The 23,769-nt window shown below is 60.2% G+C and carries 20 protein-coding genes and 2 pseudogenes; 18 read left to right on the top strand and 4 right to left on the bottom strand.

The window, feature by feature from the left end:
• The first annotated feature begins 171 nt into the window (after positions 1-171).
• Positions 172-1,833: a phosphoethanolamine transferase gene (locus tag RHSP_RS00005; protein ID WP_240535325.1), complete on the top strand. Its 1,662-nt coding sequence runs from the start codon at positions 172-174 to the stop codon at positions 1,831-1,833.
• A 62-nt stretch (positions 1,834-1,895) separates the two neighbouring features.
• Here RHSP_RS00005 and RHSP_RS00010 read toward each other — a convergent pair whose 3' ends face one another.
• Positions 1,896-2,273: a cupin domain-containing protein gene (locus tag RHSP_RS00010; protein ID WP_004106866.1), complete on the bottom strand. Its 378-nt coding sequence runs from the start codon at positions 2,271-2,273 to the stop codon at positions 1,896-1,898.
• A gap of 217 nt (positions 2,274-2,490) precedes the next feature.
• Between RHSP_RS00010 and RHSP_RS00015 the strand changes: the two genes are divergently transcribed.
• The 6 genes and pseudogenes from RHSP_RS00015 to RHSP_RS35395 form a co-directional block, all read left to right on the top strand.
• Positions 2,491-3,528, top strand: coding sequence for an LLM class flavin-dependent oxidoreductase (locus tag RHSP_RS00015; protein ID WP_037148580.1), 1,038 nt, complete (start codon positions 2,491-2,493; stop codon positions 3,526-3,528).
• A 168-nt stretch (positions 3,529-3,696) separates the two neighbouring features.
• Complete coding sequence (locus RHSP_RS00020) at positions 3,697-4,584, top strand: MurR/RpiR family transcriptional regulator (protein WP_004106874.1); 888 nt, start codon at positions 3,697-3,699, stop codon at positions 4,582-4,584.
• A gap of 121 nt (positions 4,585-4,705) precedes the next feature.
• Positions 4,706-5,461: a COG4280 domain-containing protein gene (locus RHSP_RS00025; protein WP_004106876.1), complete on the top strand. Its 756-nt coding sequence runs from the start codon at positions 4,706-4,708 to the stop codon at positions 5,459-5,461.
• Positions 5,458-5,664 carry a hypothetical protein gene (locus RHSP_RS00030; protein ID WP_037148583.1) on the top strand — a complete coding sequence of 69 codons (207 nt, stop codon included), beginning with the start codon at positions 5,458-5,460 and terminating at the stop codon, positions 5,662-5,664. The genes RHSP_RS00025 and RHSP_RS00030 overlap by 4 nt, the downstream gene beginning before the upstream one ends.
• Before the next feature lie 235 nt (positions 5,665-5,899).
• Positions 5,900-6,481, top strand: coding sequence for a histidine phosphatase family protein (locus RHSP_RS00035; protein WP_004106879.1), 582 nt, complete (start codon positions 5,900-5,902; stop codon positions 6,479-6,481).
• A 94-nt stretch (positions 6,482-6,575) separates the two neighbouring features.
• Positions 6,576-6,737 (top strand): annotated as a pseudogene (locus RHSP_RS35395) (AraC family transcriptional regulator); the annotation flags it as partial.
• On the opposite strand, the gene pdxR reads toward RHSP_RS35395, so the two are convergent.
• On the bottom strand, positions 6,727-8,151 hold the full coding sequence (pdxR, locus tag RHSP_RS00040) for a MocR-like pyridoxine biosynthesis transcription factor PdxR (RefSeq protein WP_004106882.1): 1,425 nt from the start codon (positions 8,149-8,151) through the stop codon (positions 6,727-6,729). The pseudogene RHSP_RS35395 and the gene pdxR overlap by 11 nt on opposite strands.
• Positions 8,152-8,245: 94 nt before the next feature.
• On the opposite strand from pdxR, the gene RHSP_RS00045 reads away from it, so the two are divergent.
• Complete coding sequence (locus RHSP_RS00045) at positions 8,246-8,929, top strand: pyridoxamine 5'-phosphate oxidase family protein (protein ID WP_004106886.1); 684 nt, start codon at positions 8,246-8,248, stop codon at positions 8,927-8,929.
• Positions 8,930-8,958: 29 nt separating this feature from the next.
• Positions 8,959-9,621: a GNAT family N-acetyltransferase gene (locus RHSP_RS00050; RefSeq protein ID WP_004106889.1), complete on the top strand. Its 663-nt coding sequence runs from the start codon at positions 8,959-8,961 to the stop codon at positions 9,619-9,621.
• Positions 9,622-9,644: 23 nt separating this feature from the next.
• Here RHSP_RS00050 and aac(6') read toward each other — a convergent pair whose 3' ends face one another.
• Entirely contained in the window at positions 9,645-10,088 is a 444-nt protein-coding gene (aac(6'), locus tag RHSP_RS00055) for an aminoglycoside 6'-N-acetyltransferase (RefSeq protein ID WP_004106892.1), read from the bottom strand.
• A 136-nt stretch (positions 10,089-10,224) separates the two neighbouring features.
• On the opposite strand from aac(6'), the gene olsE reads away from it, so the two are divergent.
• From olsE to RHSP_RS00080, 5 genes and pseudogenes are all read left to right on the top strand, one after another.
• On the top strand, positions 10,225-11,211 hold the full coding sequence (gene olsE, locus RHSP_RS00060; protein WP_037148587.1) for an ornithine lipid hydroxylase OlsE: 987 nt from the start codon (positions 10,225-10,227) through the stop codon (positions 11,209-11,211).
• A 226-nt stretch (positions 11,212-11,437) separates the two neighbouring features.
• Entirely contained in the window at positions 11,438-14,761 is a 3,324-nt protein-coding gene (locus tag RHSP_RS00065; RefSeq protein WP_004106898.1) for a thiamine pyrophosphate-dependent enzyme, read from the top strand.
• Positions 14,762-15,014: 253 nt separating this feature from the next.
• The gene (locus RHSP_RS00070; protein WP_037148590.1) at positions 15,015-16,160 is read left to right on the top strand and encodes a PspA/IM30 family protein; all 1,146 of its coding nucleotides are present in this window, start codon (positions 15,015-15,017) and stop codon (positions 16,158-16,160) included.
• A gap of 3 nt (positions 16,161-16,163) precedes the next feature.
• Entirely contained in the window at positions 16,164-16,817 is a 654-nt protein-coding gene (locus RHSP_RS00075) for an OB-fold-containig protein (RefSeq protein ID WP_004106911.1), read from the top strand.
• Positions 16,814-18,262, top strand: a pseudogene (locus tag RHSP_RS00080) (flotillin); the annotation flags it as partial. The gene RHSP_RS00075 and the pseudogene RHSP_RS00080, both read left to right, overlap by 4 nt.
• 231 nt (positions 18,263-18,493) lie before the next feature.
• On the opposite strand, the gene RHSP_RS00085 reads toward RHSP_RS00080, so the two are convergent.
• On the bottom strand, positions 18,494-19,144 hold the full coding sequence (locus RHSP_RS00085; RefSeq protein ID WP_157385270.1) for a hypothetical protein: 651 nt from the start codon (positions 19,142-19,144) through the stop codon (positions 18,494-18,496).
• 165 nt (positions 19,145-19,309) lie between these two features.
• Between RHSP_RS00085 and RHSP_RS00090 the strand changes: the two genes are divergently transcribed.
• The 4 genes from RHSP_RS00090 to tnpB all read left to right on the top strand — a co-directional run bounded on the left by RHSP_RS00090 (position 19,310) and on the right by tnpB (position 23,725).
• Positions 19,310-19,786, top strand: a complete 477-nt coding sequence (locus RHSP_RS00090) for a hypothetical protein (protein ID WP_037148593.1) — start codon at positions 19,310-19,312, stop codon at positions 19,784-19,786.
• Positions 19,787-21,194: 1,408 nt separating this feature from the next.
• Positions 21,195-22,763, top strand: coding sequence for a hypothetical protein (locus tag RHSP_RS00095; protein WP_240535327.1), 1,569 nt, complete (start codon positions 21,195-21,197; stop codon positions 22,761-22,763).
• 178 nt (positions 22,764-22,941) lie between these two features.
• Positions 22,942-23,391 carry an IS66-like element accessory protein TnpA gene (tnpA, locus tag RHSP_RS00100; RefSeq protein WP_120671011.1) on the top strand — a complete coding sequence of 150 codons (450 nt, stop codon included), beginning with the start codon at positions 22,942-22,944 and terminating at the stop codon, positions 23,389-23,391.
• Positions 23,372-23,725 (top strand): IS66 family insertion sequence element accessory protein TnpB, encoded by a 354-nt coding sequence (gene tnpB / locus RHSP_RS00105; RefSeq protein ID WP_004118312.1) that lies wholly within the window; start codon positions 23,372-23,374, stop codon positions 23,723-23,725. Before tnpA ends, tnpB begins: the two co-directional genes overlap by 20 nt.
• Positions 23,726-23,769: the final 44 nt, after the last annotated feature.

A 23,769-nucleotide genomic window follows, 5' to 3' on the forward strand; every position in this document is an offset into this window, starting at 1 on the left:
AGTCCGGCATTTATCGCTAGCGGTTTTGCAGCCGACGCCCACGTTCGATCATCAGTCATTCAGGTAAATGTCAGGAATGATAGCCAAGGTCATGGGCTTTGGCGCTGAAAGCCGCGCCCTGCGATAAGGGCCTTCCGGCTCCGCCGATAGCACATGCCTCGGAGAAAATATTTGAACGACGACAATACTTTATCTGGCTGGCGCTTCGTCAGGCCAGCCATCGGCAGTGTCACGCTATGTCTCCTAGCCACGTTTTATGTGCTTCTTGTGACAAACCGGATGTTCTGGACCAAGTCCTACGGCTATTTCACTGCCGAGCCTGCTGCGTATGCCGCCTTCGCGATCGGCATCTCTGTGGCCATCATGGCGCTCTTCACGTTCTTCTCCGCCAAATACGTCATCAAGCCGGTCCTGATCTTCTTCGTGCTGGTGGCATCGGTATCCTCCTGGTTCAACGATCAGTTCGGCGTCATTATCGACAAGGAAATGATCCGCAACGCCGCGGTCTCGACGGGGGCTGAAGCCGGGCACCTGATCACGGCACGCTTTGCAACGTATGTCTTGCTGACCGGCGTTCTCCCTTCCCTGCTGATCGTCTGGGTGCGGGTCCTCCATCGCCCCATCTTCAAGAAGCTCGCCCACAATACCGTCGTCATTCTTGCCTGCTCGGCGATCTTCGTCGCCGCCGGAACCAGTTTCTACAAAACCTATGCCGGTATCGGGCGCGCCCATCGCGACCTCATGGACACCCTCAACCCGGTGATGCCGGTCACCAACGCGGTGCGCTTTGTCATCGACTCCACCAGGGACGCCAATGTTGTCGCAACCCCATTGGGCACGGACGCCCGCAGGGTTGGTGTCGTCGACAAAAGCAAGCCGCGCGTCACGATCATCGTGGCCGGCGAAACCGCGCGCGCCCAGAATTTTTCTCTCGGCGGCTACGATAAGCCGACAAACCCGGAACTGGCAAAGCACAATGTCGTCTATTTCCCGAACACCAGCAGCTGCGGAACGGCGACGGCAACCTCGATCCCCTGCCTGTTCTCCGTCTACACGCGCGAGCAATACAGCCATCGCAAGGGGCTGGAGACGGAAAACCTGCTCGATGTGCTGACTCATGCAAAGGTCGATGTGAGCTGGCTGGACAACGACACCGGCAGCTACGACGTGACCAATCGCGTCCCATATACCTATCTGCCGCCATCGAACGATCCGCGCTTCTGCAAGGACGGCGAGTGCAGAGACGAAATCCTCGTCGACAAGGTCGACGGCTGGCTGGACAAGGTGAAGGGGGACAGCGTTCTGGTGCTGCATCAGCTCGGCAGTCACGGCCCTGCCTACTATCAGCGCTATCCCGATGAGTTCCGCCGCTTTCGCCCCGACTGCCGCTCCAACGATTTCAGCTCCTGCTCTCGGGAAGAAATCACCAATGCCTATGACAACACGATCCTCTATACGGATCACATCGTCTCGATGATCATCGACAAGCTGAAGCAGCGCTCGAACGCGATATCCGGTGCAGTTCTTTACTTCTCGGACCACGGCGAGTCGCTCGGCGAGAACGGCATCTATCTGCACGGCACACCCTATATCATCGCACCCGTACAACAGACGCAGGTGCCGATGCTGGTATGGATGGCCGACGATCTGGCCAAGGCGGCAGGCTACGACATGGCCTGCCTCGCCAAGAGCGCCACCGCAGGCACCCACTCCCACGACAACATCTTCCATAGCGTTCTCGGCATGATGGACATCTCGACGAAAGTCTATGATCCAAGCCTGGACGTATTTGCCGGTTGCCGTACGCCATCAAACAAGCTGGCCAAAAACTGAGACGGGAACTGTAGCGATCGGCGACCCCTCACCGTGCCGGGCCGCCGATATGCCGAAATCCCTTAAAGCCGCTTGGGCTCGCGGATCGTCCGCTCGTTTTCGACATTGCCGGTGTTCAGCGTCGTATTGCGCTCGAACAACACGACCTCGCACGTCGGTTCGGCTACGGGGCAATGTTCGACGCCATGCGGCACGATGATATATTCGCCCGGACCAAGGACGACATCGCCGCCGTTTTCCTCGCGCAGCTTCATGCGCAGCGTGCCTTTGACGACGAGGAACAGCTCGTCCTCTTCCTCATGATGGTGCCAGTGGAACGCGCCATCCAGCTTGACGAGTTTGACCTGAAAATCGTTGATATCGCCACCGACGCGCGGACTCCAAGTTTCATCGAAGGCTGCAAAGGCTTTGGTAAGATTGACTTTTTTCAGTGCGACCACGTGTTTCCTCCTTTTGATCCAACTGGGCTAATGTCGAAACTAATATTGGCGGGCGTGTCACCAAGCGCAACGCCGGCGCTGCCGAATGCCGGCCGGTCGCCATCGGCATATCGAATTCTTCGAAGGTTTCAGCCGAAACTTTCCGGGTAGTTGGCGACCGGGAGCGACACTACATGCTGTTTCAACATCATCATTTCGACACATGACAGGAAAAATCATGACGACAAACAATGTCGAATTCGGCCTCGATACTTTCGGCGACGTCACCTTTGACGGCAAGGGCACGCCGCTCCCGCATGCGCAGGTCCTCCGCAATGTCGTCGAGGAAGGCGTTCTCGCCGATCAGCTAGGAATAGACTTCTTCGGCATTGGCGAGCACCACCGCGAAGACTTCGCGGTCTCCTCGCCCGAGACGATCCTGGCCGCCATCGCCAGCCGTACATCGAAAATCCACCTGGGATCGGCCGTAACCGTGCTGAGCTCGGATGACCCGATCCGCGTCTTCCAGCGCTTCTCGAGCCTCAACGCGGTTTCGAACGGCCGCGCCGAGGTTATTCTCGGCCGCGGCTCCTTTACGGAATCCTTCCCGCTGTTCGGCTTCGAGCTGTCGCAGTACGAACAGCTCTTCGAGGAAAAGCTCGATCTGTTCGCAGCCCTGCTCAAGAACGAGCCGGTGAACTGGGAGGGCAGCATCCGCCCGCCGCTGCGCAACCAGAAAGTCTTCCCGACCATCGAAAGCGGCCAGCTGAAGACCTGGATCGGCGTCGGCGGTAGTCCGGAATCGGTGGTGCGCGCCGCTCATTACGATCTCCCGCTGATGCTGGCGATCATCGGCGGCAGCCCCTACCGCTTCCAGCCTTATGTCGACCTCTATCACCGCGCCTTCGAGCAGCTCGGCAAGCCCGTACGGCCGGTCGGCATCCATTCGCCCGGCTATATCGCCGAAACGGACGAACAGGCGCGCGGGGAGTTGTGGCCCTGCTTCAAGGCGATGCGTGACCGGATCGGCCGCGAGCGTGGCTGGCCGCCCATGACGCGTGCGGAGTTCGACAACGAGATCGAAAAGGGTTCGCTCTATGTCGGCTCACCGGAAACGGTCGCCGCCAAGCTCGCCCCGGTTATCAAGACGCTCGGCATCGATCGCTTCCAGCTGAAGTACAGCGCAGGCGCCCTCGGACACGAGAAGATGATGCGCTGTATCGAACTCTACGGCCAGAAGGTGATCCCGGCGGTGCGCGCCACACTGGCGGCGTAATCCGGGGTCGGATGTCCCGCCCTAGCCTACCATGATCGCTCGGTTCGACGGGCGCTTCGCAACACAGCGAAGCGCCCGTTGTTTTTTGCTGTCATGCTCTTGAAGTAAATGCTACAGATAATAAAATCGGTAGTAATTACTACAAAGAAATTTCCAATACGAGACAAGATGCAAAAGCCTCACACTTTCGACGACCGCGTTCTCGGCATGATCGAGACGCTGGCGCCGGCGGAACAACGCATCGCCCGCTTCTTCGTCGATCAGAAGCAGGCCGCCCTGCTGAATTCGGCTGCCCAGATCGCGCAACTCGCCGGCACCAGCGATGCGACGGTCGTCCGCACGGCACGCGCCCTCGGCTTCGAAAGCCTGTCGACATTGCGGGCAGACTTGCTTGCCGAACTGACGGGAACGCCCTCGCCCGGCGCACGGATGGAACGCACACTGGCTGAAACGGGCAGCCAGGCGACCAACGCCCTTCGCCATGTCGTCGACATGCATCAACACGCATTGAGCGTCCTGCAACATGAGGAATTTGCCGCGAGTTTCGAGCGCTGCGTCGATATTCTGGCGGGCGCTACCCGGCGCCATATCTTCGGCATCGGGCCATCGGGCGCCATGGCCGACTATGCCAGCCTGCAGTTCAACCGCATCGGCCTGCCGACAAACGCACTCTCCACCTCGGGCGTCGCGCTCGCCGATCGCCTGCTCTGGATCGGTGCCGGCGATGTCGTGCTGATGATCGCCTATGCGCCGCTTTACCGCGAGGTGGAAGTGCTGCTCGAGCATGCTGGTCGCCACGGCGTGCCCGTTATCCTGATCAGCGACGATCTTGGCCTGCTGGTTGCGGACAAGGTGGCGGAAGTCCTACCCGTCCCGCGCGGCAATGCCGGCCACCTCGCCATGCATGGCGGCACGCTGGTGCTGATCGAAGCGCTGGTCGTTGCGCTAGCGGCAAAGAATAAGGACGTCGCCATAGACAGCCTTGACCAACTAAGCCAGCTGCGTGGCGCCATCGAAAAGTCGTGGAGCAAACGCGGCACGAGGAAGCGCAAGTGAACGGCGACCTCGATCGGCAGACAGGAATGCTCCCCTTGCGAGCTCATCCAGCACATCAAGAAAATGCTCCGGAAAATATCATGCAAATTCAAAATCCTAATCGTCATTCGGGAATCACTTCATGAACAGCCTCACACCCATTCTATCCACCGTGACGGCATCCTTTCTCGGCTCGTTTGTCGAGGTCGTGGAGGCCTTCACCATCGTGCTCGCCGTCGGCGTCACCCGCAGCTGGCGCCCGGCACTGACCGGCGCGGCACTTGCCCTTGCCGTGCTGGCAGCCCTCGTCCTCATCTTCGGACCGCTGCTTGCGCTGATACCGATCGAAATACTGCAATTCGTCGTCGGCGTTCTGCTGATCCTCTTCGGCATGCGCTGGCTGCGCAAGGCCATTCTCCGCTCGCTCGGCATCATCGCCCTGCATGACGAGGAAGCTGCCTTTTCGAAGGAGACGGCGGTGTTGCAGGCGCAGTCCACCGATCGCCGCGCCGATTATCTCGCAGGCCTCGCCGCCTTCAAGGCGGTGCTGCTCGAAGGTGTCGAAGTGGTCTTCATCGTCATCGCCGTCGGCGGCGCGCATGGGCTCACGGCCTATGCCGGTCTCGGTGCGCTTGCCGCCTTCGTGCTCGTCATGCTGATCGGCCTGCTGGTCCATCGACCGCTCGCCAGCGTGCCGGAAAATACCCTCAAATTCGTCGTCGGCCTGATGCTGACCAGCTTCGGCATCTTCTGGACCGGCGAAGGTATCGGCGCGCATTGGCCCGGAGAGGACCTCGCCTTGATCGCCATCTTCGCGATCGTCTCGCTCGCCTCCTATGCCATCATCCGCAGCCTGCGCGGCTCCGGCAGCAACCCAACAGCAAAGGCAGCCCAATGACCGTCCTGCGCATCGCCCTCTCCGAGCTCATCGGCATGTTCATCGATGATGGCAGCCTTGCCACGCTCTGCCTCGTCCTCATCCTTGCCGTTGCCGGCGCAGTGGAATTTCTCGCCATGCCGCCGCTTGCGGGCGGACTCCTCCTGCTGATCGGCTGCGTAGCTATCCTGCTCTACAGCGTCCGTCGCGCCGTGAAGCGATGAGATTCACAACCGCCTGCAAGGCTCTACAGCGCCGCGCGTCATAAATGACGCGCAAAGGTCGCTGTAGCACTGTGAAGCTGCTGCATAATTTCATCCTTAAATCGATGCCGATTTAAGGAATTATGCAGTGGTTTTGCAGGCGGCTATCATGCCGTCTGCCAATCAGCGTTAGCTCTCGACAGAGCTGCTCGCGGATGCGAAAAATTCCGCACACCAAGCGCAAAGGAGAAACGGCATGAGCAGCGCCTATCCCGACGTCTATCTCGTACGGCACGGACAGACGGAGTGGAGCCTTTCCGGCAGGCACACCGGCCGCACGGATATTCCCCTGACCGCCGCCGGCGAGGAAGCGGCTCGCAAACTTGCTGCCCGCCTGCCTGCCATCGATTTCGCCGCCGTCTGGTCGAGCCCGTCGCAACGCGCGCAAAATACCTGCGCGCTGGCTGGTTTCGGCGACCGGCGCATCATCAAGGACGATCTGGCGGAATGGGACTACGGCGCCTATGAGGGCATCACCACCAAGGCGATCCTGGCGGAACGCCCGGGCTGGCAGGTTTTTCGTGACGGCTGCCCGAATGGCGAGACGGCAGCCGATGTCGGCGCACGCGCCGACCGGATCATCGGCGAACTTCGCGGCATCGACGGCCCCGTCCTGATCTTCTCCAGCGCCCATTTCCTGCGCGTCTTCGCCGCCCGCTGGGTCGGCCTGCCGCCGGAAGGCGGCGCGCATCTGGTCCTCGATACGACAAGCATCAGCGTGCTCGGCTATGAGCATGATCTGACCGAGCCCGTCATCCGCCGCTGGAACCAGATCTGACCAAGGCGCAGCACTCTGCTACATCTCCACAAACGTTTCGAGCTGATGCTGACCCTGAGCTCCATCGGCCAACGCTTCATCGGCGATCACAGCGCGTATCGGTGACGCCTGCGCCCGTCTCTCATCCTCCGATCAGGCCGTCCATCACATCAGCGACACCGTCGGCTAGGTCTCGCTTGCCAACTTCAACAGGCAGTACAAGGCCCTGAAAGGCATGACGCCGCGCGCATATCGGGCGATGTTCGTCAGCCGCTGACCGTTGCCACCGCAAGCGCTCCGGCAATTTTCGCCGCGGCGGCATCCGCCGCTGCGGCTTCCATGCGCGCAATACCGAGCAGCAGTCCCGGCCGCGCAGGCCCGAGATGCAAGGACGACATCGCGCGCAAGGCGAAGCCGCGAGCATTGACGGCATGCATGGCCGCGAGGTCATCGACCGTCTCGTCCCGAAACCAGCTTGCCAGCTGCAACCCGCCCCCTCCCGCACCAACATAAAGCCACGCGCCGCAATGGCGTTTGAGGGCGACGACGGAAGCAGCCATGCGCTCCGCATAGACGCCATTCATGCGGCGCAGATAAGCGCGAAACCGGCCCTCCCGGATAAAGTCGGCGAGCGCCGCCTGGACATGGACCGGGACAACCGCTCCTCTCAGCCGCTGCGCCGCCTCGACGGAGGCTATTAGCCTGGAGGGCACCACGGCATAGGCGACGCGCAGACCAGGTGCGAGGGTCTTCGAGAACGTGCCGAGATAGGCGACGACCTCTCCGCGGTCGATCCCTTGCAGCGCGGCAATCGGGCGCGACGCATACTGGAATTCGCTGTCGTAATCGTCTTCCAGCACGATCGCGCCATTGGTGCGGGCAAACTCCAGCAGGGCAAGACGGCGGGGCAGACTCATGGTGGCACCGGTCGGATATTGATGCGATGGCGTGACGTAGATCAGCCGTGGCGGCGGCCCCGCTGCGCGCGAAATATCGATACCCTCTCCATCGCAAGGAACCGGCACGAGCGCGGCGCCCGCCATGCGGAACAATGCGTGTGCAGTGGCATAGCCCGGATCCTCGATCCAGATGACGCCATCATTCGGATGGTCTGCCCAGAGCAGGACGCTGGCGAGCAGATTGATCGCGGCACCCGTCGATGGAACGATCACCACCTGCTCCGGCCTGGCAACCACGCCGCGTGTCGCCGCGATGTGGTCGAGGATCGCTTCTCGCAGCTCGCGAATGCCGCCATGAGCCGAATAACCGAGATCATGCACCCGAAGCGAACGAGCGCGAGCGCCGAGACATCGCGCCCAGGCGGCATGAGGGAAAGCGGCCACATCGGGAACGCCGGGCTCGAACAAGCCGCCGCTTGCGAACTCGATTGCCTGGGGCAGGTTGGGTTTCAGCGTCTCGGATTGCCCCAGCAACGGCGATGGGAAAGCCGCGACCCGGGTTGCCGCACCCGTGGTCGATTGCAGATAGCCCTCCGCCTTCAGGCGATCATAGGCATTGACGACGGTCGAGCGCGCAACACCGAGCGATATGGCCAATCCGCGCGTCGAAGGCACGCGTTGGCCTGCCGGCATATGCCCGTGCAGGATGCGGTCACGCATGAGACGGTAAACCTGGCCCTCCAGATCGCCCGAAACCCGGTCAAGTGCCGGCCATTGCGCTACGGATGTCATGAGACTCCAACTGGTCTGCTCAAAATCAAAAAACTGGCTGTTTATAACCTACCTCTTTGTTGGCAGAGATCAACGATCAATCGATGAGGACGACATGGCCGACCAATACCCGCCAGCGACAGAGGATTACCCCACCACCGAACGCAGTCGCGTGCGTCGCAGCCCGAAACGCGGCACTCATGGCCGCGCGGACGTTCACGCGATTCTAGATGCCTCCCCCCTCTGTCATGTCGGCTATGTCATCAACGGCGCCCCCTATGTGACGCCGACGCTGCACTGGCGCGAGGGGGAATATGTCTACTGGCACGGCTCATCCGCCAGTCGCTTCCTGCGCGCGGCCGAGGACATGCCGGTCAGCCTGACCTGCAGCATCATGGACGGCTACGTGCTTGCCCGTTCCGCCTTCAATCATTCGGTCAACTATCGCTCGGCCATGGTCTTCGGCACGGCGCGCCTGGTCGATGATCCCGATGAAAAGAACCACGCCTTGCGCCAACTCATCGAAGATCTGTTTCCCGGACGTTGGGACAGCTTACGGCCGATGACCACGCAAGAAGTGAAGGCGACATCCGTCCTGCGAATGAAAATCGACGAGGCCACCGCCAAGGTCCGCAACGCCCCGCCGGGCGATATCGACGAAGCGGATTACCCGGTATGGGCCGGTGTCCTGCCGATAAAAAGCCATCTGGCGCCGGCCGAAACCGCGCCCGGCATGCCCGGCAATATTGAGCTACCGCAAGCGCTCGCAGACCTGATAGCATCAGGCCGAATTCGCTGATCTGCATTTGAAGACCAAAGGACGTTGATATGGATCTTGCCAACTGGAGCGGCGTGCCTCGCCCCGAACGCACCACCCTTGAAGGTCGCTATGCCCGGATCGAGCCGCTCGATCCGGCACGCCACGGCACCGAGCTGTTTGCCTCGGCTCAGGCTCCCGGCGCCGACGGTCGATTCCGCTATCTCTTCGAAGACGTGCCCGCCGACTACGCAGCCTTTTCTCCCTGGCTTGAGAAAGCCTCCTCCAGCGCCGATCCCTTGTTCTTCGCAACGATCGACAAGCGAACCGGTCGCGTCGAAGGACGTCAGGCATTGATGCGGATCGACACCACCCATGGCGTCATCGAGATCGGCAGCATCCTCTGGGGACCGGCCATCGCCCGCAGCCGGGTAACGACCGAAACGCTCTATCTCTTCGCATCCTACGTCTTCGACACGCTCGGATACCGCAGATTCGAATGGAAATGCCACAATCTCAACGAACCCTCGAAGCGCGCCGCCGAACGGTTCGGCTTTACCTTCGAAGGCATTTTCCGCCAGCACATGGTCGCCAAGGGCAAGAACCGGGACACGGCCTGGTTCGCCATGATCGATGCCGACTGGCCGAAGCTGAAAGCCGGTTACGAGCGCTGGCTGAGCCCTGAGAATTTTGACGAGGCCGGACAGCAGAAGACCAAGCTGACATTCGGATAAGCCAACCCTTCCGGCGGCAATTTTTACGACAAAGACTTGCGAAAATAGACGACGCGTTCGGTTTCCACGAAGCCGAGCGCGTCGTGAAGGGCGTGGCTTTCAAGATTGTCGATCAAGGCGTCGGACGCAAACTCCGTGCATCCGGCCGCCCGTCCCCACTCGGCAACGACCGCGCATAGCGCCCACGCAACGCCCTGCCGGCGGCTTTCCTTGCGAACGTAAATGCCCTCGAGAAATAGGACCGGCGAGGTTTCACAGCCGTTGACGTAATCGTGCCGCAATGTCGCTTCAGCAAAACCGATGACATGGTCTGCAGCATCGATCGCGACGAACCCGATATTGCCCTCAGCCGAACAAATCTTCTCGATCTCGGAGCGATGATGTTCGATCGAACCATCGGGCCAAAGTTCGGCGCGCAAACGCGCCCATGCGCCCTGATGCTGATCTCCAGCCGTCTCTATCCGCATGCAGAAACCTCCTCAGCGTTTCGCGGGCCGTCAGAGAAAACGGAAAAATTTCACTTTCGACTCCACAATCATCACGCTACATATCGCGCTTGCTCACGCGAAAATTATGCGACGATCAGAATTTGAGGGCGATGGCATGACATTTCAAAGCAGTTCGCGTCTTTACGCTGCTGTTTCAGCTCTGCTGTGGCCAGCAATTTTCTGCGCTGGATTGACCGGCGCCTATTTCGCCTTTGAATCGAACACGCACCTTCTCTGGTTCAATGTCGTCTACCTCTCGACCGTGGCGGTGATCGCGTTCTTCGAGCGACTGATGCCCTATGAGAAAACCTGGCTGAAGCGCGATGGCGAGACATTCAACGATGTTGCCCATACGCTGCTGAGCAAGGGCGGCGTACAGATCGCCGCCGCCATCGGCACGTCCTTCCCCATGGCCGTGGCGACCGTTGCGCAGCCGGTGCTGAGCTATCACTCGCGCTTCTGGCCGGACCAGTGGCCGATGATCTTCCAGGTGGTGCTTGGTCTCGTCATCGCCGAGTTCGGCCTCTATATGGCGCATCGCCTCGCCCATGAGCATTTGTCGCTTTGGCGCTTCCATGCGCTGCATCACAGCGTCGAGCGCTTATGGGTGATCAACACCGGCCGCTTCCATATTATCGACTCGCTGTTCAAGATCGCGCTCAGCCAGATCCCGCTCTATCTGCTCGGCGCCCCGCTGCCCGTCTTCCTGTGGATCGGTGCTGTGACGGCCTTTATTGGCCTGCTCACGCATTGCAATGTCGACATGCGCACCGGGCCGCTCGACTGGATCTTCTCGACGCCGCAGCTGCATCGCTGGCATCATTCCAAGGTGCTTGCCGAGGGCAACACCAATTATGGCGAAAATCTCGTGATCTGGGATCAGCTGCTCGGCACCTTCCACAACCCCGCGCGTCCTTCCTCCACGGATATCGGCATCACCGGCAAAGTCGCCAAAGGCTTCCTTGCACAACTTGCCCAGCCCTTCTCGAAGAAGGGCCGCAAGGAGATCATCGGCAAGAAGCCGAAGGAACTGATCCTGAAGGAAGAACAGGCCACGGCGGCAAGGCGGGGCAGCAACGCCACCATCCGCAAATCAGGCTAGAACCGCTTTCGAAAAATCGTCATCCGTCCGGCACCCCGACGGATGCGTTTATCGAGGCACACCCTGTGGATAGAAACATTCCGAAAAACATCGACCCGACAAGCCCCGTAATTCCGTTTCAAACCGGGGAGATATTGTCATTTAACGTGTATTGAAAAAGCCCCCCTAGGGGATTACCTAGGTCCACGCAATTTATTAGCAATGAAAGATTAGGAAAATCATTGAGATGGAAGGGAGGTTCAGCACAGAATACCTCAAGCAACTTCATAGAATATTTTTTATTTCGAGAGAAATAGATCGCCTTGAGCGAGAATTCATCAAGCAAGGCATAGCACATTTCCACGTTTCCGGCGCCGGGCATGAGTCGACGGCGCTTCTCAACGAATTCCTTCAGGACGACGACTGGCTGCATCTGCACTATCGCGACAAGGCCCTTATGCTGGCCCGCGGCATGCCCATTCGTGAGTTTTTCTCCAGCCTCCTCGCGACTGCCAATTCCCATTCCGCCGGTCGGCAGATGAGCGCGCATCTTTCTTCCCCCGCGCTCAACATCACCTCGATCGTCGGCCCGGTCGGCAACAACGCGCTGCACGCTGCCGGCGTCGGCGCGGCGCTGAAGCACAGGCACGGCAAGCCGATCGCCATCTGTTGCGTCGGCGATGGCACGACGCAGCAGGGCGAGTTCGTGGAAGCTGTCGCCGAAGCCGTGCGCAGCCAGTATCCCGTTGTCTTCGTCATCGAAGACAACAGCTTCTCGATCTCGACGCGAACCAGCAAGCAGACCTTCTTCGACTTGCCAGACGGCCCGGCCTCGTCTTTCTACGGCATCGACATCATTCGCACCGACGGCGACGATCTGACGGCCTCGCGTGAAGCCTTCCGCAAGGCCGTTCGCTACAGCCGCGACAGCCGCGCACCGAGCATCGTGCTTCTCAACGTTGAGCGCCTGTCTGACCATACCAACGCCGACGATCAGAAGACTTACCGCACAACACTAGAGATCGAAGCGAGCTCCACCCGCGATCCGCTCCCCAGCCTTCGGGCCATGCTGCACATGGCAGGCGTCGACGCCGGTGCGCTTGAGAGGATCGAGCGTGAGCTGACGGCAGAAGTGCAGGCGGAAGCCGCCCTTGCCCGCAAGGAAGATGCTCCCAAGGTCGAGCCGGAAGCCAAGGCCCCCTATCCCGCATCTTTCGGCCAAACCGCAGAATATCGCGGCAACGAGCGCCAAGCGACGCTTACGATGCGCGAGGCGCTGAACGACGTGCTCGAGCGCCAACTCGCCGCCAATCCCGAAGTCGTATTGTTCGGCCAGGATATTGAAGACCCGAAGGGCGATGTCTTCGGCGTCACCCGCGGCCTCAGCACGAGATATCCCGACCGCGTGCGCAATGCGGCCCTCAGCGAATCCACCATCGTCGGCACCGCGGTCGGCCGCGCGCTCGCCGGCCAGCGGCCGGTCGCCTTCCTGCAATTCGCCGATTTCCTGCCGCTCGCCTATAACCAGATCGTTTCGGAAATGGGCAGCATGTTCTGGCGCACCAATGGTGCCTGGGAAGCGCCGGTCATCCTCATGGTGAGCTGCGGCGGTTACAAGCCGGGCCTCGGGCCCTTCCACGCCCAGAGCTTCGAGGGCATGCTGGCGCATACGCCCGGTATCGACGTCGTCATGCCATCAAGCGCCGGCGATGCAGCCGGTCTGCTCAATGCCGCCTTCCAATCGCGGCGCCCCACCGTCTTCCTGTATCCCAAAGCGGTGCTCAACAATTCGGACGGACGTACTTCGACCGACCTCGACAAGCATTTCGTCCATCCCGGGCTGTCGCGCCACGTTGCACGCGGCCGCGACCTGACGCTGGTCAGCTACGGCAACACGGTCTCGCTATGCGCCAATGCCGCCAAGGCCTTCGAAGCCCAGGGCTTCTCGGTCGAAGTGATCGACCTTCGCTCGATTTCGCCATGGGACGAAAAGGAAGTGCTGGCAAGCGCAAGGCGCACCCGCCGCCTGATCGTCGTGCATGAGGACAACCGCACCGTCGGCATGGGCGCGGAGATCATCGCGACCGTCACCGAGAAGACCGACGTACCGGTCGTCGTTCGCAGGCTTGCCCGCTCGGATGCCCACGTTCCCTTCAATTTCCGCAATCAGCTCGAGACCTTGCCGTCCTACAGCAAGCTGGTCGACCTGATGGCCGAGCTTCTCGAATGCGAGGTCACCTGGCACGAAGAGGATGACAGCGGTCCGACCGCAGCCATCAAGGCAATCGGCTCCGGCCCCGCCGACGAAAACGTGCTGGTCACGGACGTGCTGGTCAAGCCGGGCGACACGATCGAGGTCGGCCAGCTTGTCGCCGTCGTCGAAGCGACGAAGGCTTCGGTGGAGATCTGCGCCAATATCGGCGGTGTCGTGCAGGAAGTCTTTGCCAAGATCGGTGATCAGATCGCCACCGACAGCCCGCTATTGACCGTCGACGCCAATCGCGAGACCAGCGAACGGAATTTCGCACTTGCTTCGGAAGTGCAGAACAAATTCGTGCTGCGCCGCCTGAAATCGCACACCATTCCGACGCTGCGCCGCCATACCGGCAGTTTCTCGGAAATCGCCGTCAACGGCATCGGCTTTGCGACCGGCGGCCGCCGCGTCACCAATGAAGAGATCATCCATCATTGGCCGAGCCGTCGCGCCGACGAAATCTTCGCCTTGACCGGCATCAAGAGCCGCTTCTGGGTCGACTCCGACGAAGGCACGCTGAGCCTTGCCACGAAAGCCACGCGCGACCTGCTGCAGCAGAACCAGATCTCGATCCACGATATCGATCTGGTGATCGCCGCCACCGGAACGCCTGATATTGCCACCCCGTCGCTGGCAAGCCGTGTGGCGGTTGCCGTCGCCGAAGATGGCGTGCGCCCCTCGCTTGCCGCCTACGACATGGGTGCGGCCTGCTCCGGCTATCTCTACGCATTGCAGCAGGCCTATGATTTCATTGCCCAGCAGAACGACGCCAAGGTGCTCATCATCACCTCGGAAGTATTGTCGCCGCTGCTCGACATGAAGGATTTCTCCACGGCGATCCTCTTCGGCGACGCCGCGACGGCAAGCCTCGTGACCAGCCGCGACATGGCGCGCAATCCGCTCTTTACCGCGAACCGCCCGATCGTCAGCGGCCGGCCGGAACCGGGCGATCTGCTCTACGTTCCGCTGCCGGACGATGGCGTCATCGCCATGAATGGCCGCACGGTCTTCACCGAAGCCGTTCATTCCATGACCCGCTCGATCGAGAATGCCTGCGTCGACGCAGGCATCGAGCTTGCCAATATCGATCTGCTGGTGCCGCATCAGGCCAACCAGCGCATTATCGATACCATCGCCAAGCGCAGCGGCCGTCCGGCGCTCAGCGTCATCGAGACCTATGGCAACACCAGCTCGTCCAGCATCCCGCTTGCCATGCTGCATGTCGCCAAAGAACACTCCGAGCCGCTCAATCTCGGCCTCGTCGCTTTCGGCGGCGGCATGACGGCCGGCGCAGCGATCGTGCGAACCGTGAAGTAGCCAACACAGCATCGACCTTCATCGGACAGATGTTTCGCGCCCCTCTCCCGGGGGCGCGGCATCGCTCGACTATGGCAGCAATTCAGCCGCGTTTTTCACAGAAACGGGAAGGCGATCTCGGGCGCGATCACGCATAGGCAGCACGAAGCATCAAGTTTTTGCAACCTATGCGGCCCATGTTTCATTACAATTCATCCATCTTTGACTGTGCAATCCCTTGAAAAGCACCTGAGCGGTACTTTACTAAATATGCATGGCCAAGGCACCTGCTCCAGCGCATGCGACGCATCTGCGATACGAACTTGCCCCCGATGCAACGGCACGACAGGCAATGGAGGAGACCTTCGCCGCATACAGGCGGATGATGACGCTGCTGGCAGAGATCGTTCCGGACAGAGCCGGCGCGAATCTGGTGACGCTTCATGAGCTTGCCTATGAAACCATCCGCGAACGCACCGCTTTGCCCGCGCGCCTCGTAACGCTCGGCCTGCGTGTCTTTGCGGCCAGCAGAGGTGATTTGGCGGATACCAACCGCCTGCCTCTCGATGAAAAACTCTTTGCCATCAAGGGCCCGTCGGACCTGACAATCTCGACGGTACGCGGCCGCGTCGCCGTGCCCTTCGATGTGGCCGGTTATTTCAAGGGCTGGGAGAGCGTCTTTCCCGCCTATTTGATCGCCGATGACGGCCACTACGCGATTCACATCGGCGTAACGCCCAACTCCCCCCGAACGGAGGAAAACATCATGACGAATGAAGGCATTCTTTCCCGCATGGGGCGGCTGATCGCCGGCCTCGCCAACACCGCCATCGACAAGGTGGAAGGCGCAAACAAGATCGCGGTCATCGAGCAGGCGTTGCGGGAGATCGATGCGGCCGCAGACGAAGCCCGCGCCGATCTGGGCAAGGCCCGCGCCGAAGAATATCGCATCCAGAGCCGCCGAAGCGAAATCGGCGATGACCTTATGGCCCTCGACAACAAGATCCGGCTTGCCGTCTCCACCGGCCGCGACGACCTCGCCAAGGCCGGCGTTGCCCGCCAGATCGATCTCGAAGCTCAGATCGCCGCGCTCGACAAGGCGCTGGCAGATGCGAACGAGCAGATCGACGAGGGCCAGAAGGCGCTGCAGGCCGTGCTTGCCACCCGCCGCGAGGCGGAGGCCCGGCTCGTCGATTTCAAGCGCAGCGTTGCCCGCCACACGCCGGAGGAAGCAACGGGCGGAAATCCACGTGCAAAGCCGGCGTCCGGCGCTGCACGCGCAGCAGCAGCCGTCTCCCGCCTGACAGGCGTGCCGGCTGGCGAACCCGCAACCAGTGCCGAGCTCGATGAGCTCGACCGCCTGCACCGGGAGCAGGCCATCGAAGCACGCCTTGCCCGCTTCAAGGCCAACGGCCAGTAAACGATGCACCTGTTTCTCGCACCCGAATGTGCGCCCTTTGCCGTTGCGGCAATGATCTTGATCGGACTGACGGCAATCGAAATCCTGTCGATGCTGCTCGGCTTCTCGCTGAGCGAACTCATCGGCAAGCCGCATTTCGATGGGCATGAAGGTGCCCTCGCCGGCCTGCTTTCGTGGATCAATATCGGCGGCGTGCCGTTGCTGATCCTGATCATGCTGCTGCTCGGCATGTTCGCCATCACCGGTTTCGCCGTACAGACGGTCGCCGATAGTATCTCTGCACCGCTGCCGGCAATCGTCGCGGTCGTTCCCGCCACCGTTCTCACCATTCCGCTGGTGAGAGGCTCAACCCGCACCATCGCGCGGCTCATCCCCCGCGATGAAACCTATGCCGTCGACACCGCAGACTTCGTCGGCCGCACCGGCACGGTCACCATCGGCCCTCTGGACCAGGGTCTGCCCGGCCGCGTCAGCGTCAAGGATGCCTATGGCAACTGGCATCAGCTGCGCGCCAGCGCCGCCAAGGGCGAGAACCCTTTGCCGATCGGCGCCAAAGTCCTGCTGGTCGACCGCAAGGCCGACATCTTCATCGCAGTTTCCGCCCCATCGGACCTTGTGGAGCCCGGTGACAAATCCTCTACGGAGAAACATTCATGACCGACCTTTACGACCTTATTGTTCCCGCAGGCATCGGCCTCGTCCTGATCCTCGGGATCGGCTTTGTCCTTGCCTCGCTCTATGTCCGCTCCAGCCGGGATGAAGCCTATGTGCGGACCGGCCTCGGCGGTCAGAAAGTCGTGCTCGACGGCGGCTCCGTCGTCCTGCCGATCTTCCACTCGATCGCCCGCGTCAACCTCAAGACCCTGCGCCTGGAAGTTCAGCGCGGCGAGAATGACGCACTGATCACCAAGGACCGCATGCGCGTCGATATCGGCGCCGAATTCTACGTCCGCGTCAAACCCGACAGCTCGTCCATCGCCCTTGCCGCACAAACGCTCGGCAGCCGCACCAACGACAGCGAGCAGCTGCGCCAGCTGATCGAAGCGAAATTCGTCGATAGCTTGCGCTCTGTCGCGGCCACGATGAACCTAGACGCCCTGCAAGAGCAGCGCATGGACTTCGTCAAGGCGGTGCAGGATGCGGTTGGTTCCGACCTGCAATCCAACGGTCTCGAACTGGAATCGGTGTCGCTGACGCGCCTCGACCAGACCGATATCAAGCACTTCAATGCCAACAACTTCTTCGACGCCCATGGTCTTGCCGCGCTGACCCGCGTCACCGAGGCGCGCAAGAAGGAGCGCAACGAGGTCGTCCGCGATACCGAAGTAGCCATCGCCCAGAAGGACCTCGAAGCCCGTCAGCAGTCGCTGACGATCGAGCGGACGAAGCGCGAAGCCGAGCTGAACCAGCAGCGCGACATCGCCAACAAGTCCGCCGCGACCCGCGCCGAAACCGCGCAGCAGGAACAGGCCGCCAAGCGTGCGGAAGAGGAAGCCCGCATCGCCGCCGAACAGGCGATTGCCGAACGCGAAGCCGCCGCTAAGCAGGCCCGCGAGTCCGCCAACATCGACTCGACCCGCGCCGTGCAGCAACGCGACACCGAAGCCCGCCGCGACATTCAGATCGTCGCGCAGGAAAGCGCCATTGCGGTCTCCAACAAGAGCCGCGAGGAGTCGGAAGCCAAGGCGAAGGCAGAGGCTGCCCGCGCACTCGCTATCGCTGCCGAAGAAAAGGTCGGCACCGCCAAGGCCGTTGAGATTGCAGAACGTGAAAAGCAGATCGCCGTGATCGACGCGCAGAAGCGTGCGCAGACCCAGGCGACCGCCGTTACGATCGCTGCAGAAGCGGAAAAGCAGGCGGCGACAGACCAGGCGGATGCCATCAAGACGCTGGCAACGGCAGAAGCCGATGCCGCCATCATCAAGGCCAAGGGCATTCTGGAAACCGGTAAGGCGACGGCCGAAAGCGAGGCGCTGCTTAACGAAGCCCGCAACAAGCTCAGCCCCGCCATCATCGAATTCGAGATCACCCGCGAGCGCATCCGCATCGTGCCAGCCGCTCTTGCCGAAGCCGTCAAGCCGATCGAGAAGATCTCCGACATCCCAGGATAGTTCGTCCCGCCCTGGCGACCAGCTCCGGAGTGAAGCGTCGATAGGCCTCCTTATTAAGCGGGCGCCACAAGGAGTTCGGGCTCTCGCCAGCTTCTGGAATGATGGCGCAGCAGAGCGATACCACCATTTCGAACACCTCGCCCCTCGACAGGCTCTCCAGGTCGGAGTGAAGATAGCCGGATCCGGCCCTCCTCAGGCCCGGATCCGGATCGACCAACCCGGTCACGAAATCCAGCGCCTCCTGGTCCGCCACCTCGACGAGCGGCTGAGGATATCCACCTTGACGAAGGTGTGGTACGCGATCAGGCGCAGCGTTCGGCCATCGACGCATGTTATGTCCCGACCCTCTTCGATTATGGCAAAGTGGAAGCCGAGGCTTTGGTAGACTTCACGAGCGAGACGCAGCTTCAGCCTGTATTCTGGATCCGCAAGCCTATTGTCTCCAGGTCTCTTAACCTCGGCCACGATGGTGTGGAGATGGCCAGATCCTGTCGCACGCGGCGGCCATTCTAGCGCTGCAAGGCCGAATGGGCGGTGCTCGTCGAGCAGAGCTGCAAGCCTTGCATCGGCCTGCATTTCGAGGTCAGGAAAATAGACCAGGGGGCGGCTGCGGCCCCAGACCACGATCTCAAGCCTGTGAGGCTGAGCAAGGAAGCTTTGCACGTAGGGCGACACCTCGCATATCTGCATAACCGAAACTTCTGCCGGTGATTCCTCAGGCATCGCCCTTCCTGACGCCTTAAAGGCTGGATACCTTCCAGTGGGTTTCTTATGCCTGCCAGTTATGATGTTCCGGATAGGCCCGCCGTCCGTCGAGCGGACGATCCTGGCGGAGATCACGCGCGCGGTGGCGCAGGACGCCGGGTGATGCATCGATAGGCTCCTTCGCGACAGACCAGGCGAAAAATCTGACTGGTGATTTTTTGTACGAGGACGCAGCTACACATGCTAAGTTAAGGTTCGGGCGCTTCGGAGCGGTAGTCTCTTCGAAAAACCCTCAATAAAGCTTCCAATACAATGAGCTGATTCGAAGGTAAAATGAAGATGGAAAGTGATTTGGCTCATCGCCCGGTCGATCAGTCCGCTTCCGAAGTTCCTATGTACGACGAGGCAAGAGTGGACCAACTGGTCGAAAGCCTCGAGCAGGAATTGCGTGCGACCTGCGCGCGACTGGAGGCGATGCAAATTAAGAAAGCACGGCTCGAAGAGGCTCTAAGGGCGCTGACGTCTGATTCTCTGCCCCTTTCCAGCGCACCAAAGCGACGAAAGAAGCTTCATCTCAACAGCACGGCGCATCTGGTGCGCCGCCATACGTCTGAAATACTTCGTGATACCCGACGCCCGATGTCCGCGCTGGAGATCTATCAGGCAATGTCGTCCAAGGGGATTTCCTTGTCTGTCGAAAACCCGGTCAAGCAGATCGGAAGAGTTCTCTGGGGAGCGGAGGAATTCGTGCATACTGAGGGTGGATACTGGTTCTCTGACTTAGGAGTCGGCGCGCTTCGTGGATCATAGCCGCGCATCCCCGGAGAATTGTCAACATTACAGACAGGACGCCCCGAATCCTTCAAATTATTCGAATAGGCGTATCCGTGGCTTCTTATCAACATGAAGGATTCGGCCTGCCTTGGGTTGCTATACTGCGGAATCGGCAGGCGACTTTGCACCTGCCGATTCCGCAGCCCGCATATGGAGCAGATCGACTCGCTAGGGGCAAACCCCATTGTTGACAATATTGCCATCCGAGACTCACGCGGTTGATGGATTCGATACCGAGATCATGCACCGCTGCGATTTCGCATTCTTTGCGGTAGCTGGTCGACCCTGAACACGCGCCTCGGCCGCAGCCGCGGTGAGATGGAGGGCTTCGTCATCACCGTGGTCCGTCGCGCTGTGTTGGAACTGGAGACCCACAGTCATGAGCCTTTGCACGCGGACGACATGGACGCGTTCATCGAGTGGCTAAAGCAGCGCTCCGCGCAAAACCTCCCGTGAAACCTTCACGAATCCAGCGGCGAGCCTAGGATCACCTTTCTCCCAACGATGTGATCCGTAACCGGTGTTCCGCTCCCACGTTGTCCTCGCCGCCTTGATCTGTGATCGGCTTTCCTTGGACGAACAACGGGAGTTTCTCCATCGAGAATACATTGGAGGTTCTCACGTCCAGGGGTCTGGACGTGAGGTTCACCGGCACAGGCCGGACGAGGTGAAGGCGCAGATCGCTTCGGAGAGAAGTTCGCTATCGGCCCAAAGCGGACTTTAGCGGGCTGGGAGGTAGGCGCAGCTTCGCGCCCTCACTTCGGTCGTCTACGTGCGTTAGACGCCTCCCACAAGCGGACATCGCGAGGACACGTCCTAGCGCCAATTGACAACTTCAAACGTAAGCGTTCGCATCTCGACACTGACCAACAGCGCCGCCAGCTTTTATTGCGCCACTGTCAGAAGATTAGTCATTTCCAATCAGAAGCGACAGCAAGGTTGATTCGTCGCCAACTGCAGATTTACCTAAAAAGTAATATTCTAACAGAGTTCAAGAATTCGTGAGGAGGGCCATCCTCAATCGTATCCCCGCACAGCCGTTTCTCTCACGGGTCCTGCTCAATAAGAGCATGTAAACGTTCGATGAAATACGTGTTTACTCGCTCAATGGCGGCACGCACCGGAAACCTAAAATGCTCGTCCAGCATGCTGCCGGGGATCGCCAGAGGCGGCGGAAGCGAAAGCAAATCGTAATAAAAGACAATATGAGCATGACTGCTTTTGGGCGCCAGACCGCAAGATCGGCCGTAGCTTCGAGGTGCTTGGTCGCATTGAGCGGCGTTATCGGTTACCGGAAGGGTACTTTAAAGCGAAACTGCCGCATCCATCACGCTCGGCATCAGGGTTTAATCTCTCTGGTATCGATCCCGCGGAGCGACGGCGCATGGCATGGCACCTGCCGGAGGATTTCAATTCGCTCTCGTTTCAGAAACGGGAGGAAATTGTCGAATGGGTTCGTCGGGTGGTCATCAGTGGATCGACCGATTATCGGCAATTTCAGGCGGCCGCAGTAAGGCAGCGTTACGCAATCCGCTTTCCCGGCGTTTCGTATGGAGGACAGGCGCCGCAGAACGGGAAGATTGCGGTACCTGTCGACGATGAGCAAGGGTGGATTGAGGATCCCGATCTTCTATCCGGCGTTATCGATGCGCCGCCGGCACTTGCCATGGAAATGGCAGATCTTGTGCGTTTCAAGACGTCGGCCCTGACATCTATTGGGTTTCAGCGCAACGGGATCTGGGCAGAGGATACCGCTTCTCAGAAGATCGAACATTTGGGGCTCATGTTCGGCGCACTGGCCGCTTCAAAGCAAGGCGAGGTCAGTGGGTACGGCGTGCCTGTTCGCCAACTGACCTTCGGCCTGCTTCTGTTTCCCGGCATCTGGGACTGGTATTTGCAGTGGCGGGAGAGTCGGCGCGGATTCTATACCACCTGGGAAGTGGATATGTTGCGCATTGCATTGGCTATCACCAAGCAGGATACCGGTTGGCTTCGGCAGCATCCGGAACTTCTCCAGCGGGTCCAGCCGATCTCTGGTCTCATCTCGCAAAGCGAAATCGATTATGCGAGGGACGACTGGCACGGTGCATGTGCCGATTTTCATAAACACGCGTCACACAGGGTGAAGGAAATCCAGCGCATTGCCCGCGTGCACCGCGATCCATTCGAGCCAATCATGCCGGTGCTCGAGTCGGCGAGTCCCGTGGGCGAGTACCGCAAGATTACCGAAGAGATCCTTCGTCTTATGCCGGATGAAGGGCGCTACCCGCGCCCAGCCGCTGAAGCAGTGCGCTCCTTTTTGATGCTGCGGCTCGGATTGCATCTCGGTCTTCGGCAAAAGAACCTGCGCCAACTGATGTTGTGCCCGCGTGGTCAAACGCCCCGCTCCGAGCGTATTCTTGAGAAGATGAAACGTGGCGAAATCCGGTGGAGCGACACTCTTGGAGGCTGGGAAGTCCTTATCCCAGCAATCGCTTTCAAAAACGCACACTCCTCGTTCTTCGGTGACAAGCCCTTCCGGTTGGTTCTTCCCGATTTGCTGGACCTCTACAAATACATTGACGCCTATGTCGAAACCCATCGGGCGGTGTTGTTGCGGACGGCGTCGGATCCGGGCACCTTCTTTGTCAAAACGGTGAAGACCACGAGCACAGAAGCCGCTTACGATATCACCAGCTTCTATGAGGCCTGGCGGCTCATTATTCAGCGATACGGCATCTATAACCCATACACGGGCCGAGGCGCGATCAAGGGGTTGCTACCTCATGGCCCCCACAATGTCCGCGATGTGCTGGCAACCCACATTCTTAAGCAGACGGGTTCCTACGAGCAGGCGAGCTACGCCATCCAAGACACTGCGGACATGGTGGCGAAGCATTACGGCCGCTTCCTGCCACAGGATAAGGCAGCTCTGGCCGCACGCATACTCAATCAGGTCTGGGAAGCTGCGTAATCGGACCGAGGAGCCGAATGCCGGATTCGATTTTGTGATGCCCGCCTAACGCGCGACATTCCTGCGCTGATGTTCAATGCGCTACGGGATCAAAGGTAAGCGCGAATTTCGCCGCACCTTTTTGCATTGAGCGTGTTTTGGCATGAAGTGTCCACTTAACGGAGGTGGACACCACGTGATTGAGAGCGATGAACAGAAACTGGCGGTGAGGCGGATTTTGCGCAACGGCCGCCGTCGATACGATCCGGCGTCGAAAGAGCGGCTGGTTGCTGCCTGCCTGGAGCCCGGCGTGTCGGTATCGCGGCTTGCGCTTGAACATGGGATCAATGCCAACCTTCTTCGGAAATGGATAAAGACGGCCAAGGACGCCGTTGCTTTGCCGCCACCTGCGCTGTCGGCGTTCATTCCGGTTCAAGTCAGCGCTGCGCAGCACAGTTTGCCGATGCAGAGCAGTTCGGTGGGCTGGCCTGCTTTGCCTGGTGAGGAGCGGCTGTCGAGGTCGTCGCCACTCCCAGCCAAGGTGAGCGCGGCTTTGCCGAATGGCGTGAAGCTGACGCTGGAATGCGGTGATGTGGATGCATTGACGGCAATCATCGGAGCTCTCGGCCATGTTCAGACTGGGCGCTGATCTCAACGTCTATCTGCATCGCGAACCGATCGACTTTCGCGCCGGCATCAACAGCCTTGCGGTCCTGGTGCAGGAGGTGATGGAGCTTGACCCGTTCGCGCCTGCGATCTTTGCGTTTTGCAATCGCCGCCGCGACCGGATGAAGTTGTTGTTCTTCGATCGGTCCGGTTTTGTGATGGTCCTGAAGCGCTTGACGGAAGACAGGTTCCGATGGCCACGCCGGGAGACTGCGGTGGTGACGCTTTCGACCGAGCAGCTCCACTGGATTCTCGACGGCATCGACATTGACGCGATGGTTCGCCATCCGGTGCGGCAATATCAAGTCGCTGGCTGAAGGATATCGAATTGAGCGGTTGACGCGGCGGCATGCTTTCGATT

Origin of the sequence: Rhizobium freirei PRF 81, assembly GCF_000359745.1 — a bacterium.
Taxonomy (GTDB): domain Bacteria; phylum Pseudomonadota; class Alphaproteobacteria; order Rhizobiales; family Rhizobiaceae; genus Rhizobium; species Rhizobium freirei.

Bases quoted from the DNA above. Each gene is read 5' to 3' on its own strand.
- RHSP_RS00015 (WP_037148580.1), top strand. From the start codon at position 2,491: ATGACGACAAACAATGTCGAATTCGGCCTCGATACTTTCGGCGACGTC.
- RHSP_RS00020 (WP_004106874.1), top strand. From the start codon at position 3,697: ATGCAAAAGCCTCACACTTTCGACGACCGCGTTCTCGGCATGATCGAG.
- RHSP_RS00025 (WP_004106876.1), top strand. From the start codon at position 4,706: ATGAACAGCCTCACACCCATTCTATCCACCGTGACGGCATCCTTTCTC.
- RHSP_RS00030 (WP_037148583.1), top strand. From the start codon at position 5,458: ATGACCGTCCTGCGCATCGCCCTCTCCGAGCTCATCGGCATGTTCATC.
- RHSP_RS00035 (WP_004106879.1), top strand. From the start codon at position 5,900: ATGAGCAGCGCCTATCCCGACGTCTATCTCGTACGGCACGGACAGACG.
- pdxR (WP_004106882.1), bottom strand. From the start codon at position 8,151: ATGACATCCGTAGCGCAATGGCCGGCACTTGACCGGGTTTCGGGCGAT.
- RHSP_RS00045 (WP_004106886.1), top strand. From the start codon at position 8,246: ATGGCCGACCAATACCCGCCAGCGACAGAGGATTACCCCACCACCGAA.
- RHSP_RS00050 (WP_004106889.1), top strand. From the start codon at position 8,959: ATGGATCTTGCCAACTGGAGCGGCGTGCCTCGCCCCGAACGCACCACC.
- olsE (WP_037148587.1), top strand. From the start codon at position 10,225: ATGACATTTCAAAGCAGTTCGCGTCTTTACGCTGCTGTTTCAGCTCTG.
- RHSP_RS00065 (WP_004106898.1), top strand. From the start codon at position 11,438: ATGGAAGGGAGGTTCAGCACAGAATACCTCAAGCAACTTCATAGAATA.
- RHSP_RS00070 (WP_037148590.1), top strand. From the start codon at position 15,015: ATGGCCAAGGCACCTGCTCCAGCGCATGCGACGCATCTGCGATACGAA.
- RHSP_RS00075 (WP_004106911.1), top strand. From the start codon at position 16,164: ATGCACCTGTTTCTCGCACCCGAATGTGCGCCCTTTGCCGTTGCGGCA.
- RHSP_RS00085 (WP_157385270.1), bottom strand. From the start codon at position 19,144: ATGCATCACCCGGCGTCCTGCGCCACCGCGCGCGTGATCTCCGCCAGG.
- RHSP_RS00090 (WP_037148593.1), top strand. From the start codon at position 19,310: ATGAAGATGGAAAGTGATTTGGCTCATCGCCCGGTCGATCAGTCCGCT.
- RHSP_RS00095 (WP_240535327.1), top strand. From the start codon at position 21,195: ATGGCATGGCACCTGCCGGAGGATTTCAATTCGCTCTCGTTTCAGAAA.
- tnpB (WP_004118312.1), top strand. From the start codon at position 23,372: ATGTTCAGACTGGGCGCTGATCTCAACGTCTATCTGCATCGCGAACCG.